At 62.0% G+C, this 15,685-nt stretch carries 13 protein-coding genes; 8 read left to right on the forward strand and 5 right to left on the reverse strand.

The genetic code is table 11. The features are described from left to right. Position 1: 1 nt before the first annotated feature. Together FHT87_RS13245 and FHT87_RS13250 are read right to left on the reverse strand one after the other, a co-directional pair. Positions 2 to 667 (reverse strand): glutathione S-transferase family protein, encoded by a 666-nt coding sequence (locus tag FHT87_RS13245; protein WP_183735610.1) that lies wholly within the window; start codon positions 665 to 667, stop codon positions 2 to 4. A 97-nt stretch (positions 668 to 764) separates the two neighbouring features. After that, a complete protein-coding gene (locus FHT87_RS13250) occupies positions 765 to 2,147 on the reverse strand; it encodes a TIGR03808 family TAT-translocated repetitive protein (RefSeq protein ID WP_183735611.1) in 1,383 nt (460 codons plus the stop codon). 226 nt (positions 2,148 to 2,373) lie between these two features. Here FHT87_RS13250 and FHT87_RS13255 point away from each other — a divergent pair, with 226 nt between their 5' ends. Continuing rightward, positions 2,374 to 4,671, forward strand: a complete 2,298-nt coding sequence (locus FHT87_RS13255) for an EAL domain-containing protein (RefSeq protein WP_183802395.1) — start codon at positions 2,374 to 2,376, stop codon at positions 4,669 to 4,671. On the opposite strand, the gene FHT87_RS13260 is transcribed toward FHT87_RS13255, so the two are convergent. Further along, a complete protein-coding gene (locus tag FHT87_RS13260; RefSeq protein ID WP_183802702.1) occupies positions 4,672 to 5,643 on the reverse strand; it encodes a glycerophosphodiester phosphodiesterase family protein in 972 nt (323 codons plus the stop codon). Between the two features lie 140 nt (positions 5,644 to 5,783). Between FHT87_RS13260 and FHT87_RS13265 the strand changes: the two genes are divergently transcribed. Then, entirely contained in the window at positions 5,784 to 6,350 is a 567-nt protein-coding gene (locus tag FHT87_RS13265; protein WP_183802398.1) for a dienelactone hydrolase family protein, read from the forward strand. Between the two features lie 5 nt (positions 6,351 to 6,355). Here the strand turns inward: FHT87_RS13265 and FHT87_RS13270 are convergent, their stop codons facing one another. After that, a complete protein-coding gene (locus FHT87_RS13270; RefSeq protein WP_183735614.1) occupies positions 6,356 to 6,952 on the reverse strand; it encodes a DUF922 domain-containing protein in 597 nt (198 codons plus the stop codon). 157 nt (positions 6,953 to 7,109) lie between these two features. On the opposite strand from FHT87_RS13270, the gene FHT87_RS13275 reads away from it, so the two are divergent. The 5 genes from FHT87_RS13275 (at position 7,110) to FHT87_RS13295 (ending at position 12,953) form a co-directional block, all read left to right on the forward strand. Further along, the gene (locus FHT87_RS13275) at positions 7,110 to 8,120 is read left to right on the forward strand and encodes a ligase-associated DNA damage response exonuclease (RefSeq protein ID WP_183802401.1); all 1,011 of its coding nucleotides are present in this window, start codon (positions 7,110 to 7,112) and stop codon (positions 8,118 to 8,120) included. 229 nt (positions 8,121 to 8,349) lie between these two features. Continuing rightward, the gene (locus FHT87_RS13280; RefSeq protein WP_183735616.1) at positions 8,350 to 9,975 is read left to right on the forward strand and encodes a cisplatin damage response ATP-dependent DNA ligase; all 1,626 of its coding nucleotides are present in this window, start codon (positions 8,350 to 8,352) and stop codon (positions 9,973 to 9,975) included. A gap of 115 nt (positions 9,976 to 10,090) precedes the next feature. Further along, the gene (locus FHT87_RS13285; protein ID WP_183802404.1) at positions 10,091 to 11,014 is read left to right on the forward strand and encodes an alpha/beta fold hydrolase; all 924 of its coding nucleotides are present in this window, start codon (positions 10,091 to 10,093) and stop codon (positions 11,012 to 11,014) included. Positions 11,015 to 11,141: 127 nt separating this feature from the next. After that, positions 11,142 to 11,954 (forward strand): L,D-transpeptidase, encoded by an 813-nt coding sequence (locus FHT87_RS13290; RefSeq protein WP_183735618.1) that lies wholly within the window; start codon positions 11,142 to 11,144, stop codon positions 11,952 to 11,954. 273 nt (positions 11,955 to 12,227) lie between these two features. Then, the gene (locus FHT87_RS13295; protein WP_183735619.1) at positions 12,228 to 12,953 is read left to right on the forward strand and encodes a L,D-transpeptidase; all 726 of its coding nucleotides are present in this window, start codon (positions 12,228 to 12,230) and stop codon (positions 12,951 to 12,953) included. Between the two features lie 228 nt (positions 12,954 to 13,181). Here the strand turns inward: FHT87_RS13295 and FHT87_RS13300 are convergent, their stop codons facing one another. After that, positions 13,182 to 14,144: a LysR family transcriptional regulator gene (locus FHT87_RS13300; protein WP_183802407.1), complete on the reverse strand. Its 963-nt coding sequence runs from the start codon at positions 14,142 to 14,144 to the stop codon at positions 13,182 to 13,184. 123 nt (positions 14,145 to 14,267) lie between these two features. Here FHT87_RS13300 and FHT87_RS13305 point away from each other — a divergent pair, with 123 nt between their 5' ends. Continuing rightward, positions 14,268 to 15,668, forward strand: a complete 1,401-nt coding sequence (locus FHT87_RS13305) for an MFS transporter (protein ID WP_183802410.1) — start codon at positions 14,268 to 14,270, stop codon at positions 15,666 to 15,668. Positions 15,669 to 15,685 lie beyond the last annotated feature (17 nt).

A 15,685-nucleotide genomic window follows, 5' to 3' on the forward strand; every position in this document is an offset into this window, starting at 1 on the left:
GTCAGACCTCGACCGGCTCCAGCGAGCGCTTGCGCTGCATTTCCAGATAGGCCGGGCGCGACTGGCAGCGCTTGATCCAGGCATCGATGTTCGGATGCGCCTCGAAGAGAGCGGTTTCGCTCTGGGCGTAGCGCAACACTTCCGCGATGTTGAGGTCGGCGACCGTGAAGCGCCCGCCGACGATCCAGTCCTTGCCGTCGAGGTGCTTTTCGAGAACCGAAAGCGGCCGCTTCATGGTGCGGCAGGCGACATCGATCACGGCGCGTCCCGCCTCGGTGTTTTGCTTGCCGTCATCATAAGTCGAGACGATCTTGCCCGTGTTGCCATCGAGTTCGGAAACCGCCCAGACCGTCCACATCGTCATCAAACCGTCTTCCTCGACGGTTTTGCCGCCGAGCTCGCCGCCGTATTTGCGCGCGAGATAGAGATTGATCGCCAGAGACTCGTTCAGCACGAGATCGCCATCCTTGATGGCTGGGATCAGCGCCATCGGATTGATGGCGAGGAATTCCGGAGAGAGCGTATTGATGGGCGCTTCCGGCGACAGCGGATTAGCAAGCCGCCTGGCCTGCAGCACCGGCACCGACTGGAATTCGATCCCCAGTTCCTCGACCATCCAGTAAACGCGTGCGGAACGCGAGCGGTAGACCCCGTAGATTGTCAGCATGGCAATGTCCCCTTCTTCTGCACACAGACCCTAAAGCCAGCGCAGCCGCGAAGAAAGCACCTGCGGATGATATGTCGATGAAAGCTTTTGATAGCGCTCAGGAAATGCGGTTTCGCCCGACGGTCAGCTGCTTATAGCGGGAGCTATCATCGGCAAGCTCATCGGAGACCTGCTTGTCCCATTCGAAGCCCATGACGGCGCCCTTGCCCATCTCCTGGAAGATATTGTCGGTGATCACGGCGGAACCCGCGCCTTCGGCGACGGAAACCGCGCAGCCGACCGGCGATTTGCGCACGACATTGCCGTTGACGACGACATTGCGCAGATAAGGACCCCAGCCGATCTGCAGCCCCCAGCGCGGCGCGTCCTCGATGACATTGCCGGACACCAGCGTATCGGCCTCCGCTGCAATGCCGATGCCGAAGCCGACCTCGTGTTTGTAAGGGCCTTTGAGCGTCAGGTTGCGGATGACATTGCCGGTGACACTGGCCAGCCGGCCGCCCTGATCGAAATTGGCGATCGAAATGCCGTTCGCCGCTCCGTCAATCATGTTGCCGGAGACGACGGCGCCGACGAATTCGAACTCCACATAAATCGCCGTCTCGCCGGAGCGGCGGCACTGGTTGTTGCTGATCAGGATGTTGGAGCCGGAATTGGCGCGGATGGCGGTAAAGGCGCAGTCGGAGATCTGGTTGTCGGTCACCGTCACCCCATCGGCGCGGAAGATATTGATGCCGTTGCCGTTTTCGCCGGTGCCACCATCATTGGCACGGATATTGGTAACACGGTTGCCGGAAACGATCGTGCCATCCTCGGCCTTCTTCCAGCGATGCACGAGAATACCGCCATTTCCGCAGTCGGAAACCGTATTGTCTGTGACCGAGAGGCCTGCCGATTCCACCGCATAGATGCCGGATTGCCCGGCGCCGGAAATACGGCTGCGTTCGATCCGCCCGCCACAGCGCTCGAGCTGCAGCGCGTGTTTGCGGCTGCTGCCGATCTCGCAATTGTCGATAAGCACCTCACCGACGCCGGTGAACTGGAGGAGGGCGCCGGCATAGTCTGCCAGCCACCGGTTCGATCCGTCGATGACGAGATTGGAAAGCTCGATGCGGCCTGCATTCTCTGCGGCAAAGAGGTGACCTTCGCCGGTATAGACGATCCGCGTCGCGCCCGGCACGCCTATAATCCGCGTATTGTCCGGCAGCGTCAGGTTGGAGATGCGATAGCTGCCCGGCGGCAGGAAGACCGGCACGTTCTCGCGCGCCGCTTTCTCGATCGTCTGCTGCAGATTGCGGTTCTTCTTGTCGCCGCTTTCGGGAATGGCGCGATACTGCACCGCATCGATCGACCCGCGCATGCCGGGCTGCTCCGCACTGAGCGGAGCCGCAAAAGCGCGCGGCGCCATCATGGCCGCTCCGGAGGTCGCCAGAATGCGAAGTATATCCCGCCGGGAGACTCTGCTGAAATCTTTCTTCATGTCATGGTCTCACGCAGGATTCATGCCAGCTGAAATGTCGCTTTTCGACACATATCCGCAACAGCAGAATAACCGTCGGTCGAGTAGCAAGAGAAACCCCAAAAATATTGTCGTCTTGTTCACCTTTCCATTTAAGCACCCCGAAGGAAATGCTCGTTATTTTAGAAAGCGGTTTCAATTGTGATTATTGTGGATAGGCCTGCGGTTACCGGGAGAAAACAGCGTCATGAAAGGAATGGGTGCCCGGCGTTGGGAATCTGGTGATAGCTTCAGTGCCGAGACACAACGTATCGTAGCTGCCACGGAGGCAATGATGGTCGCGACTGCCCATCATCTTTCCGAAGGCATAGAGAACCTCCGCCTCAAGGCGATCGTCCACGAGCTTCCCGATTTTCTTTACGTCAAGGACCGCGACAGCCGCTTCGTCTTCGCCAATGCTGTCGTGGCGCGCAGTCATGGGCTGGAGAACGCTGCCGAGATCGCCGGTAAGCGTGACTTCGACCTGTTCGATTTTGAGACGGCCCGCCGGTGTTTCGATGTCGAGCAAGAGATCATGTCGGGCGGAGAGCCTCGCATCGACATGGAAGAACTCGTGCCGATGCCGGATGGCGGCACCATGTGTCGCCTGACCTCCAAGATACCGTTGCGCAACGATCGCGGCGAGGTCGTCGGCCTCATCGGCGTGTCTCGCGATATTACCGAGCGCAAGCGGCAGGAGGAGCTCTATCGCGGCCAGGCGAACCTGCTGGAAATGATCGCCCGCAACGAACCCCTGCCGATGATCCTCGAAGCACTGGTGCTGATGATCGAGCGCCAGATGACCGGCATTTCCGGCTCTGTGCTGCTGCTCGACAGCGAGGGCACACGGCTTTACCACGGCGCGGCTCCCAATTTGCCCGGCGCCTACAGCCGGATGATCGATGGTGTCGCCATCGGTCCGAAAGTCGGCTCCTGTGGCACGGCAGCCTGGCGTGGCGAAACCATCATCGTCGAGGACGTCATGACCGATCCGCTCTGGGAGGATTTCCGGGCGATGGTCAGCCAGTTCGGCTTCCGCTCCTGCTGGTCGACGCCGATCTGCACCTCGCAGAAAAATGTGCTCGGCACGTTCGCGCTCTATTCGAAAGAGCCTCGGCGTCCGACAGAGCAGGAGATGAAGCTGGTGGCGCTCGCCACCCATATCGCCGGCATTGCCGTGGAACGTAAGCGTGTCGATGACCGCATTCATTTCATGGCCCATCACGACGATCTGACGGGCCTGCCGAACCGCGCCTTCCTGAAGGAGCGCATGGCGAAGATCCTCGATCAGGCCCGGCGCAACAACCGCAAGGTCACCGTTGCCTACATCGATCTCGACAATTTCAAGGAGATCAACGACACGAGCGGCCACGCCGCCGGCGATGAGGTGCTCAAGGAGACAGCTGCCCGCATGGCGAACTGCGTGCGCGCCTCCGATATGGTCGTGCGCCTCGGCGGCGATGAATTCCTCGTCGTGCTCGTCCATCAGTCCAGCCATGATGCCGGCATCATGCGGCGTCTGCGCGAGCTGCAGAAGGCGATTTCCAAGCCTGTCCGCTCCGAAGTTGGTGAGATCGCCGTCACTTCGAGCATCGGCGTTGCCGCCTTCCCATGGGATGGTGCGACGCCCGACGAATTGCTCGCCAATGCCGACCGCGCCATGTACCGTGCCAAGCAGCTTGGCCGCAACACGCTGCAATATCACGACGGCGTCGTGAGTAATGCCGTCGACCTGCCGCTCAGCGAACAGGAGGAACTGCGCCAGGCGATCGTTGCCAACCAGCTTTTCCTGCTCTACCAGCCGCAGGTCGATGTTGCGACCGGCCGTATCACCGGTCTCGAAGCCCTAGTGCGCTGGAACCATCCGGCAAAGGGCGTGATACCGCCCATGAATTTCATCCCGCTTGCCGAGGAGACCGGCCTCATCGTGCCGCTCGGCCTCTGGGTGTTGAACGAGGCCTGTCGCCAGGCTCGCGCCTGGCAGGACATGGGCCTGACGCCGCTGACCATTGCCGTCAACGTCTCGCCCAAGCAGTTCGCCGATCCCGATTTTGCCTCCCACGTGGCAGAGGCGATCGACACTCATCGGCTCAATGCGCGCTGGCTGGAGCTGGAGGTGACCGAAAGCGTCATCATGCAGGATGCCGCCCGTGCCCTCTCCATGATGCTGTCGCTGCGCACGCTTGGCGTGCGTCTGTCGATCGACGATTTCGGCTCCGGCTATTCCTCGCTTGCCGCGCTGAAGACCTTCCCCTTCGATCGGTTGAAGATGGACCGCTCGCTGGTCGAGGCTCTGCCTGCCGATAAGACCGCCGTCGCCATTGCGTCGGCCGTCATTTCGCTCGCCCAGACGCTGAAGCTCTCGGTGCTCGCCGAAGGCGTGGAAACCGACGCGCAGCTGGAGTTCCTGCGCCATGCCAGATGCGAGGAGGCGCAGGGTTACCGCTTCTCCAAGCCCGTGGCGCCGGAAGAAATCGTCGTCATGCTGCTGGCGCGCGGCGCCTGATCACTTCACCAGATCGGCGATCGTCTCGATCTCGTTTGTCCATATGCCGCCGGAATAGTTGTCAGGCAGTTGCGCGAGGCGTTCGGCATTGTCTATGCCCGTCGAAAAGCCGCCGCCGTGATAGGGGCCGATGACGAAGACCTGCGTATTTGCGTCCTGCATGCGGTTCAGGAACCTGTCCGGCCAGCCCCACAGCCAGGGCGCATAATTAATCGGCACCAGCATCATCACATTCTTGCAATCGTCAGGCAGAAGACCCGTCCAGCCATAGCCGATATAGCCGGTGAGGCAGCCCATCAGGCTGGCGCGCGAAGCCGTGCGGATATCGGGCGCCAATTGCCGGATCCGGTCGATCGGCTCGTTGCCGCCATAGACGATGATCCTGGCGCGCCGCTCAACCGGCAGGCCGTTCAGCACGGCCGCGAGCTTTTCGCCCTCGGAAGGGTCGCGGCTTTTGACATTGATGAGCAGATGTTTGTCCGGGAAGGTGGAAAGTACCTCGTCAAGGGTCGGCATCTGACCGACGCCTTTGCCCCGGAAGGGGAAACTCTTGCCGCCGTCGGCAGTGTAGCCATAACCGATGTCGAGTGTCTTCATCTCGGCCATGGAGTGTTCGCGTGTGACGCCATGCCCATCCGTGCGGCAATCGAGCGTCCAGTCATGGAAGACGGCGAACTGCCCGTCGGTTGTCGGATGCACGTCGATCTCCACCACGTCGGCGCCGGCATCGAAACCCGCCTGCATGGAGCGGATCGTATTCTCCAGATAATCGTGCTTCGGCGGCAGCATGCGCGCGGCCGTGCAGGTGTCGTTCTTGAGGTCCGTCTCGTCGAAACGCTGGGCGATGCCGCGATGCGCCAGAAGCAGTGGCTTGCTCTCGCGATGTTCGGCTAAAAAGCTGGTATTGTTGAGATAAACTGCGGCGGCAAAGGCGAGAACCGCCACGCCTGCATATTTGAGCTTCTGTCCCATCATCCCCTCCGGTCGTGCGCCGGCAAATGCCTAGAAAGCGATTCCGGTGGTTCTTTGGCTCATTTGCGGCATTAATCGGCTAAGTCTCGCCTTCACGTTGCAGAAACCCTATGTTGAGCCCACAAAAGAGGGAGATAGTGATGGCAGCGATTGCACTTTTTCACTCGGTCTACGGATTTCGGTCCCTTGAACGGGATGCCGCGGCCCGTCTGCGCGCGGCCGGCCATCAGGTTGTGACACCCGATCTCTACGGCGGCAGGGTAGGGCAGACGATCGAGGAAGGTTTCTCTATTCGCAAGGAGATCGGCTGGGCCGAACTTTGCAAGCGGGCCGAAAAGGCGGTTGCCGACCTGCCGGCATCGGCCGTCCTCGGCGGCTTCTCCATGGGGGCGGGCATTGCCGCAAGCCTCTGGTCGAGCCGACCGCAGACATCGGGCATGCTCCTGCTGCACAGTATCGCGGAGATTCCGGCCAATGCGCGCGAAGGCATTCCCGTTCAGGTCCATCTGGCAGACCCCGACGATTTCGAGCCGGCAGATGAAGTGGCGGCATGGCGCGCGCATGCTGCAAGAGCCAATATCGGCCTGGAGGTCTTTCTCTATCCCGGCGTCGGTCATCTCTACACCGATCCGTCGCTGCCCGATTACGATGCAAAGGCGGCGGATGCCACCTGGAGCCGCGTCGACGCTTTTCTCGCCGTGCTCTGAACCTGTCAGGGACCGTTCACCAGCTTCAGGATGAGCTGCTGAATGTTGCCGCCCTCGCTCATCTCCACGCGGTCGAAATCCCGGCCGCGCTGGCGCTGTTTGTTGGAGAGCTCTCCAAGCCGCACCGTCAGCTCGGGCCTGATCTTCTTGCAGCCGGGATCGTCGGGCACGGAGAAGCCGTTGCTCAGCGTCTCGATCTCCTTGACCATTTCGATGATCGTCTCGCCATGCCAGCGCTCATGGGTGCGCACGCCAGCGATGAAGCTCTCCCAGCTTGCCTTGGTGGCCGCTGGGAGGTCATTCGGCGCTTTCGGCAGCGTGTAGATGATGGTGAGCTTCGGTCTCGCGAAGGTGAGCGTGCAGGCACTGCCCTGCTGTTCGTATTTGCGCGTCCAAGTCAGCTTGAAAGTCGTATGCGCGATGACCCGTCCCGGCCCGGCCTGCGGCCCGCGTTCGCCGATGGACCGGTAGAGTTCCATGCCGGTGCGGCCGGTGATCGCATAAGCCTTCACCTCTTCGCTCGGCTGCCAGTCGGTTGCCGCGGCCGCGGCAGGCAGCATCAACCCGAGCGCCAGTAGTCCGTATTCGATAACAGTCCGCATGCGTCTCTCATTCGCTTCCCTGCTGCTGCGCGGGCGAAGCTAACGAGGCTTGTGGGCGGATGCAATGGACGGAGGGCGGCATGGCCCGCCTTCACGGCTAAATTTGGCACCGTGTATCCCTCTGGCGCAAAACGCATTTCCCACTATCTTTGCTATCATGAGACCAGACGCGCTGCTCTATCCCGCCCCCGAAGGGCTCTATTGTCCGGAAGGCGGCTTCTACGTCGATCCGGTGCGGCCGGTGGAGCGGGCGCTGATCACCCACGGCCATTCCGACCATGCCCGTCCGGGCCATGTGAATGTGCTCGCCACTCGCCAGACGCTGGACATCATGCGCATCCGCTACGGCGACGGCTTCTCAGCCAGCCAACAGCCCGTCGCTTTCGGGGAGGAGCTCGTCGTCAACGGCGTGAAAGTGAGCTTCCATCCCGCCGGTCATGTGCTCGGCTCGGCGCAGATCGCCATCGAGAAGAACGGCACGCGCATCGTCGTATCAGGCGATTACAAGCGTCGCCCGGATCCGACCTGCGAGGCCTATGTGCCGGTACCCTGCGATGTCTTCATCACCGAGGCGACCTTCGGCCTGCCGGTCTTCCACCATCCCGATCCGATCGACGAGACCGGCAAGCTTCTCGCCTCGCTGCGCCAGTTTCCCGAACGCACGCACCTCGTCGGGGCCTATGCGCTCGGCAAGGCGCAGCGCGTCATCCGCCTGCTGCGCGATACCGGTTATGGCGAGCCGATCTATATCCACGGCGCCATGGAACGGCTCTGCGACTATTATATCAGCCAGGGCATCGACCTCGGCGAACTCCTTCCGGCGACGATCGAAAGCCGTGACAAGTCCGCCTTCAAGGGCGCCGTCGTCGTTGGCCCATCCTCGGCTTTTGCCGACCGCTGGGCACGCCGCTTCAACGATCCGCTGCCGTCCTTCGCGTCCGGCTGGATGATGGTGCGCCAGCGCGCCAAGCAGCTCGGCGTCGAACTGCCGCTCGTCATCTCCGATCATTGCGACTGGCCGGAACTGACCAAGACGATCACCGAGCTTGCCCCGCAGGAGGTCTGGGTTACCCACGGCCGCGAGGAGGCGCTGGTGCGCTGGTGCGAGCTGCAGGGCATCAAGGCCAAGCCGCTGCATCTGGTGGGCTATGAGGATGAGGGGGATTGAGGATGGAGTTTGTTGCCGAAAACCCCTCACCACGAATCGCAAAGTTTAGCGAGCGGCCGACCAAACATCCCTTCTCCCCAGCGGGGAGAAGGTGGCGGCAGCCGGATGAGGGGGCCGCACGGCAAGAGCTATCTGTCACACGAACAATTCACATTCGGCGCTGGAGGCCCCCTCATCCGACCCTTCGGGCCACCTTCTCCCCGCGGGGGAGAAGGGATGGAGGCTCAGCATGAAAGCCTTCGCCGACCTCCTCGACCGCCTGGTCCTCACTCCCAGCCGCAACGGCAAGCTGAAGCTGCTGACCGACTATTTCCGCGACACGCCGGACCCAGACCGCGGCTACGGCCTTGCCGTCATTGCCGGCACGCTGGAGGTGCGCAACGTCAAGCCCGCCATGCTGCGCGAACTGGTGCTGGAGCGCATGGACGAGGTGCTCTTTCACTATTCCTATGACTATGTCGGCGACCTTGCCGAAACGATCTCGCTGGTCTGGGACAATGAGCGCGATATTGACCGCTCCGCACTCGCCCAACCGCGCCTCGGCGAAGTGGTCGTCAAAATGAATTCGCTCGGCCGTACGGAGGTGCGCAGCTTCGTGCGCGACCTGCTAGACCGGCTCGATTCCTCCGGCCGCTTCGCCTTCATCAAGCTGGCGACCGGGGCGCTGCGTATCGGCGTTTCCGCCCGTCTCGCCAAGCAGGCGCTCGCCGATCTCGGCGGCAGGGACGTCACCGAGATCGAGACCCTCTGGCATGGCCTCCAGCCGCCCTATGAAAGCCTGTTCAAATGGCTGGAAGGCGGAGAAGAAAAGCCGGTGCTCGCCACGCCCGCCATCTTCCATTCCGTCATGCTTGCCAATCCGGTAGAAGAGGGCGATCTGGGTACCCTCCACCCTGCCGATTATGCCGCCGAGTGGAAATGGGACGGGATCCGCGTCCAGCTGTCCCGCTCCGGCGAGACGCGCAGGATCTACTCCCGTTCCGGCGACGACATCTCTGGTGCCTTTCCGGATATCCTGGAATCGATCAGCTTTTCCGGCGTCATCGACGGCGAATTGCTGGTCGGCGGTACGGCGCGTTCCAACAGTCCGACCCGCACCTTCTCCGATCTGCAGCAGCGTCTCAATCGCAAGACGGTCACCTCAAGGATGCTGGAGGAATATCCCGCCTTCATCCGCGCCTACGACATGCTGTTCGACGGCGAGCAGGATGTGCGCGGCAACAGCTATATCGAGCGCCGCGGGCGGCTCTCCGACGTCATCGATCGCGCGCCCCATGACCGCTTCGACCTGTCGCCGCTGGTGCCGTTCTCGACCTGGGAGGAGCTGGACGATCTGCGCGCAGCACCGCCCGATCCCGTCATCGAAGGCGTGATGATCAAGCGCCGCGACAGCATCTATCAGGCTGGCCGCATGAAGGGGCCGTGGTTCAAGTGGAAGCGCAACCCTTACAACGTCGATGCCGTGCTGATGTATGCCCAGCGCGGCCACGGCAAGCGCTCCAGCTATTATTCGGATTTCACTTTCGGCGTCTGGGCGGACGACGAGGACGGCGAGCAGCTTGTTCCCGTCGGCAAGGCTTATTTCGGCTTTACCGATGCTGAGCTCGAAGTGCTGGACAAGTTCGTGCGCAACAATACGACGGAACGCTTCGGTCCGGTCAGGGCAGTGCGGGCGGATAAGGAATTCGGCTTCGTGGTGGAAGTTGCCTTCGAGGGAATCAATCGATCCACTCGTCACAAGTCAGGCGTCGCCATGCGCTTTCCCCGCATCGCGAGATTGCGCCCCGACAAGCCCTCCTACGAGGCCGATCGCCTGCGCACCCTCATTGCTATGATCGATGCCAAGGCGGGTTGATGGCATCTGCCTGCGCAACAATGACGCAGGCCCGCCGTTTTCAACAGCATGTGTATTGGCGGCAGCGCTCTTCCGGTGCAGATTTTTTGAGCCGGGGAAATGATGGGTGCCGCGTATGAGCTCGCAAGAACGAAATGCCTTTTTCCGTCAACGCCGCGGCCTGCTTGCAGGCATGGCCGGTTCTCTTTTGCTGCCAAGCCTTGCGAATGCCTTCGATGTGCCCGACGTTCCGAGGCTCGCCAAGCATGATTATGCCGGCGTTCGTCGCCACTTCCGCACCAAGCTGCTGCAGAAGGGGCCGGCGCCGGACAAATACGAGCCGCTGACAGCACCCGCCGATGCCGACCGCATCTTCTATCGCTCCGGCTACGGCGGCGAATTGGAACTGACCGCCTGGGTTTCGAAGTACAAGCGCGAACGAAAGCCCAAGCCCGGCATCCTCTTCCTCCACGGCGGCAATGCCATGGGCATCGGCCATTGGCAGCTCGTGAAGCCTTACATGGATGCCGGCTATGTCGTGATGATGCCGTCCGTGCGCGGCGAAAACGGCCAGATGGGCAATTTCTCCGGCTTTTATGACGAGGTGGACGACGTGCTCGCCGCGACCGAGCGTCTGCGCCATCTGCCGGGCGTCGATCCCGAGCGCCTGTTCATCGCCGGTCACAGCGTCGGCGGCACGCTGACCATGCTGACGGCGATGAGTACGCATCATTTTCGGGCCGCCGTGCCGATTTCAGGCAACGCAGATGCCTTCCGCTTCTTCAACCGCTATCCCGAAGACATCCGCTTCGACGATTCCAACGCGCATGAATTCGAGGTGCGCACGGCGCTTTGCTACGCGCACAGCTTCAAATGCCCGGTGCGCGTGCTGCACGGCAAGGAAGAGTCCCACTTCAACGATCGCGCCGATCTGCTCGTCTCGCGTGCCCGTGCGGCGGGTACGCAGATCGAAGCCGATACGGTCGCCGGCAACCACACCTCGGCGCTGCCGGCCGAGATCGCGCAAAGCATCCAGTTCTTTCACGGTGTGGCCGCCTGATAGCTGCCGGATGCGGGTCAGGCTTTTTCGGTCGATTTCACCTTCGGCCGCCAGCCTCGCGCCAGCCGCGAATGCCATCCTGCGGGCAGATAATGCTGTCTCTGTTATCGCTGATGAGGATGGTTTCATGAATTTTCTGCGCCGGGCTTTCCCGTTTGCCGGGCTCGTTGCTGCCGCAACGTCGCTTAGCGGCTGCAACATTCTCGTTCCGGATGTCGCAGCTGATTCCCCGGCGCGCTTCGTGCTGGAAACTTCGCCGGTCTTCTACGAGCCGCCGGGTGTCGATCCGCGTCGCGTCAAGCCCCTTCCCGATCAGCCGGTGCCGCATACGCGCGAACTCTATCAGACGCAGTTCAACCAGACCTACGGCCTGCCGGTCAGCAACCCGCTGCGCCTCGATATGGGCATGTACGGCCAGGTTAGGGACGGCGATTTCACGCTGCCGGCCATCCCCGCCACTCGCATCCGTCCGGAATATCTGCGCCAGGAGGTCGATTACCAGACCAACGAACGCCCCGGCACGATCGTTGTCGATACGCAGGACCGCTTCCTCTATTTCGTCGAAGGCAATGGCAAGGCCATGCGCTACGGTGTCGGCCTCGGCCGCGAGGGCTTCGGCTGGAAGGGCCGCGGCGTCATCCAGTGGAAGCAGAAGTGGCCACGCTGGACACCGCCGGTCGAAATGGTCTCCCGCCAGCCGGAAGTTCGTCCCTTCTCTGCGGAAAATGGCGGCATGAATCCGGGCCTTGCAAATCCCCTCGGCGCCCGCGCCATGTATATTTTCAAGAACGGCCAGGACACCCTCTATCGCATCCACGGCACGCCCGACTGGCAGTCCATCGGTAAGGCTGTCTCTTCCGGTTGCGTGCGCATGCTCAATCAGGATGTAGTGGACCTCTACGACCGCGTTCCGGCCAAGTCCGAGATCGTTGTGATGTAGGGCTGCAACAGGGCAGGCGAGATCGTCTGCCCGCGGCTGGACACGTCTGCGTGATGCTATGGTTTATTTAGTTTAAGCCGATAGATTTTTCCCTGGCATAATTCCTTAAATCGGAATCGCTTTAGGGATAAAATTATGAGCAATTTAAAGTGCTGCAGCGTCCTTTGCGCGTCTGAAGGCGCGCGGCGCTGTAGCCGATTTCGGCATTGGACGAATCAGGGGTGAGCTGCGTTATTGCAAGCCCCGCATCACGAAGGAAATCAGTCCCGCGTCATGAGCCTCGATAAACCTCTCTCCCGTCGTAGCTTTCTTTCCTTTTCGGCTTTGACAGCGGCTTCCGCGCTGGCAGGCTGTGCCTCCACGTCGAATACGGTCGAAAATGGCGGCATGCAGATCAGCTACCGCTCTCCTTTCCGCCCGTTCCAGACGACGAGCGTGCCCGGTGAAGCAGAACTTGCCGTCATGTACGGTCCAATCGAAGACGGCGGCTTCCTCATCCCCGCCGTTCCCTACCAGCAGATCGATCCGCGCTACTATCGCCAGCAGGTCGTGGATCCGACAGGCCAGCCGCCCGGCACCATTGTCGTCGATACGCCCTCGCGTTTCCTCTATCTCGTCCAGCCCGGCGGCATGGCGATGCGCTACGGCGTCGGCATCGGCCGCGAAGGTTTTGCATGGTCGGGTAACGGTGTGATCCAGTGGAAGCAGAAATGGCCGCGCTGGAAGCCGCCGAATGAGATGGTTGCCCGCCAGCCGGAGCTTGCGAAATACTCGATCGAGCGTGGTGGCATGGAGCCAGGCCTCTTGAATCCGCTCGGTGCGCGCGCTCTATATATCTTCTCCAACGGCGAAGATACGCTCTACCGCCTGCACGGCAATCCCGAATGGCGCTCCATCGGCAAGGCCGTCTCTTCGGGCTGCGTGCGCCTGCTGAACCAGGACATCATCGACCTCTACGATCGCGTCCCCAACAAAACCCCTGTTGTTGTTTGGCAGTGAGGAGCGGTCGGGCGAAGCCCGAGCAATCGATCCAGTGAATCGATTGCAGTGACGAACGCCCGAAGCGAAAGCGCCGGGCCGGAGTGATGCCGCGCAGCGGCAACAATCGATCCAGTGAATCGATTGTAACGACGAACGCCCTGAGCCCAGGCGAAGGGCTGGAGGGGTGCCAAGCCAAAACAAAAAACCGCCCGATCGGGCGGTTTTCCTTTTCCATTTGAAGTATTCTCAAGCCGCCTCAGCGCAAATCCCCGCCTTGCACCCCGAAGCAAGCAGCGCCGCATCCGCCACCTCGACAAACAACCGCCGAAACCAGGCCGCCCGCTCGTCCGCCCTGTCCACTCGCCGATACAGCATCGACACCGGGTCAGCCGGCAGCTCGATCGGTGGCATCGACACCTCGAGATTATGAAGCTGCGCCATGCAACGGCCGAGCGATTCCGGCACGACGGCGATCGACGGCATGGCTCTCAATGCCGGCGGCACGGCCGAATAGCGGGGAACCGTCGCCACCACATTCCGGCTCAGGCCAACCTTGTTGAGCGCAGCATCGAGCGCCGTGCTCGCGTTGCCGAGGAAGGAGATGGCGATATGCGGCGCGGCGATAAAATCCTCGACGCTGATCGGCGGCTTCAGCTTCAATTGCTGCGGATCGTAGATGGCGATCGAGCACTGCTCGAAAAGCGGCTTGCGGATATGCCAGGAAGCCGGTTCGCCGTGAACGGAGATGCTGAATTCGAAAGCACCGTCATCGAGCATCTGAGCGGCGTCGCGCTTGTCGGCGGCAATGCCGACGAGCCGCGCACCGGGTGCAAGCTGGCGCAGCCGCGCGACGAGAGGGCCGAAAAAGGCCGTCTCCAGATTGTCGCACATGCCGACGCGGAATTCACCCTGCCAGGTTGACGGATCGAAGCCAGTGGGCGGGCGGATCGCCCGTTCGATGCCGGACAGCGCATCCTCGATCGCCGGTGCGATGGCCAGCGCCCGCGCCGTCGGCTGCAGGCCGCGGCCGACGCGCACGAACAGCTCGTCATCCAGCGCCTCGCGCAGCCGCTTGAGCGCGGCGGAAAGCCCGGGCTGGCCGAGCAGCAGCCGTTCGGCTGCACGGCTGACATTGCGCTCCTGCATCAGCACTGAAAAGGCGAGCAGAAGGTTGAGATCGATTTTGCGAAGGACGGCATCATTCATCATTACGAGTAATACCTGGCATGGTTACTATCAATTTGCAATGGGGTTTGAAGCTGTACATTTTTTCGTTCCCTGCCGCCCGCCAGCCTCCCGGCGAGAGCGGCAGCAAAGAAGGAACTGAGATTGATGACCAATTCCCCATCTCCACGCGGAGCCGGCCTGGCGTTGCTGCTGCTCTGCGCTGCGAACTTCCTTGATGCCATGGATGTTTCCACCATCGGGGTCGCCCTGACTGCGATCCAGACCGAACTTGGTATGCCGGCAACCTCGCTTCAATGGGCTGTCAGTGCCTATGTGCTGGGTTATGGCGGCTTCCTGCTGCTCGGCGGCCGCGTCGCCGACCTTTTCGGCCACCGCCGCGTCTTCCTCTGGTCGCTCGGCATCTTCGCGGCCGCCAGCATCGCCGGCGGTTTCGTCGATAGCGGCCCGACCTTGATCGCCGCCCGTCTGGTAAAGGGCATCGCCGCCGCTTTCACGGCACCGGCGGCGCTCGCCCTGTTGCTCTCCGTCTTCGGTGAAGGCGAGAAAAGGGCAAAGGCGCTCGGCGTCTTCGCCTCGACGGGGGCCACCGGCTTCGTGCTCGGCATGGTGCTCGGCGGCGCGGCCACCATCTTCAGCTGGCGGGCGACGCTTGTCATGGGCGCCCCGGTCGCGATCCTCACACTTGCGATCGCTCCCTTCGTCCTGCCTGCGGATGAGCGCCGCGGCGAGGGGCGCAAGCATTTCGATTGGGCCGGCGCGCTGACAATCACCCCCGGCCTGCTGCTCTTCGTCTTCGGCATCACCAATGCCGCGGCTGCCGGCTGGCATGACTTTTTCACCTGGGGGTCGCTCGTCGCCTCCGTGGTACTGATCGCACTCTTCCTGATCGTGGAATCGCGCCATGCCGATCCCATGGTGCCGCTGCATATCTTCCGCAGGGCAAAGCTCAGCCATGCCAACGCGATTGCCGCGCTGTTCCAGGGGGCCTATGTCGGCTTCCAGTTCATCGCAACGCTCTACTATCAGGATGTCATCGGCTGGTCGGCCTTCGCCACCGGCTTCTGCTTCGCCTTCGGCGGCGTCTGCGTCATGTTCCTCGCGCCGCGTTTTGCCACGGTGGCGCAGAACCGCGGCACGACGGGCCTGATGGCGGTCGGCGTCGGCCTGCAGGCCACAAGCTACATCCTCTGGGTGACACTGGTCGGCCATATCGATCCGATCATTCTGGTTGCCCTCAACCAGATCCCGCTCGGGATCGGTTATGCCATGACCTATCCGGCAATCCAGGTCGCCGCGCTCTCCGATGTCGAGGAGGACAAGTCGGGCCTTGCTTCCGGTCTGCTCTTTGCTTCCTTCCAGATCGGCGGCGGCGTCGTGCTGGCGGCGGCTTCCGCGATCTTTGCTGCGGCCCCGCACTTCGGCTGGGATCCCTATGTCGGCGGCATCATCTTCGTGGCATTGCTGGCGATCCTGATCACCCTGCTTGCCGCTGTCGGTCCGAAGACCGCAACGGTTCGCCAGCCGGCCTATCAGGCCGCGGAATAACGCAAATTGCCCGCGTC

This window comes from Rhizobium sp. BK316, from assembly GCF_014193695.1.
Lineage (GTDB): Bacteria > Pseudomonadota > Alphaproteobacteria > Rhizobiales > Rhizobiaceae > Rhizobium.

Coding starts and splice junctions, on each gene's coding strand:
- FHT87_RS13285 (WP_183802404.1), top strand. CDS start 10,091: ATGAGCTCGCAAGAACGAAATGCCTTTTTCCGTCAACGCCGCGGCCTG.
- FHT87_RS13290 (WP_183735618.1), top strand. CDS start 11,142: ATGAATTTTCTGCGCCGGGCTTTCCCGTTTGCCGGGCTCGTTGCTGCC.
- FHT87_RS13275 (WP_183802401.1), top strand. CDS start 7,110: ATGAGACCAGACGCGCTGCTCTATCCCGCCCCCGAAGGGCTCTATTGT.
- FHT87_RS13280 (WP_183735616.1), top strand. CDS start 8,350: ATGAAAGCCTTCGCCGACCTCCTCGACCGCCTGGTCCTCACTCCCAGC.
- FHT87_RS13250 (WP_183735611.1), bottom strand. CDS start 2,147: ATGAAGAAAGATTTCAGCAGAGTCTCCCGGCGGGATATACTTCGCATT.
- FHT87_RS13255 (WP_183802395.1), top strand. CDS start 2,374: ATGAAAGGAATGGGTGCCCGGCGTTGGGAATCTGGTGATAGCTTCAGT.
- FHT87_RS13295 (WP_183735619.1), top strand. CDS start 12,228: ATGAGCCTCGATAAACCTCTCTCCCGTCGTAGCTTTCTTTCCTTTTCG.
- FHT87_RS13265 (WP_183802398.1), top strand. CDS start 5,784: ATGGCAGCGATTGCACTTTTTCACTCGGTCTACGGATTTCGGTCCCTT.
- FHT87_RS13305 (WP_183802410.1), top strand. CDS start 14,268: ATGACCAATTCCCCATCTCCACGCGGAGCCGGCCTGGCGTTGCTGCTG.
- FHT87_RS13260 (WP_183802702.1), bottom strand. CDS start 5,643: ATGGGACAGAAGCTCAAATATGCAGGCGTGGCGGTTCTCGCCTTTGCC.
- FHT87_RS13245 (WP_183735610.1), bottom strand. CDS start 667: ATGCTGACAATCTACGGGGTCTACCGCTCGCGTTCCGCACGCGTTTAC.
- FHT87_RS13300 (WP_183802407.1), bottom strand. CDS start 14,144: ATGATGAATGATGCCGTCCTTCGCAAAATCGATCTCAACCTTCTGCTC.
- FHT87_RS13270 (WP_183735614.1), bottom strand. CDS start 6,952: ATGCGGACTGTTATCGAATACGGACTACTGGCGCTCGGGTTGATGCTG.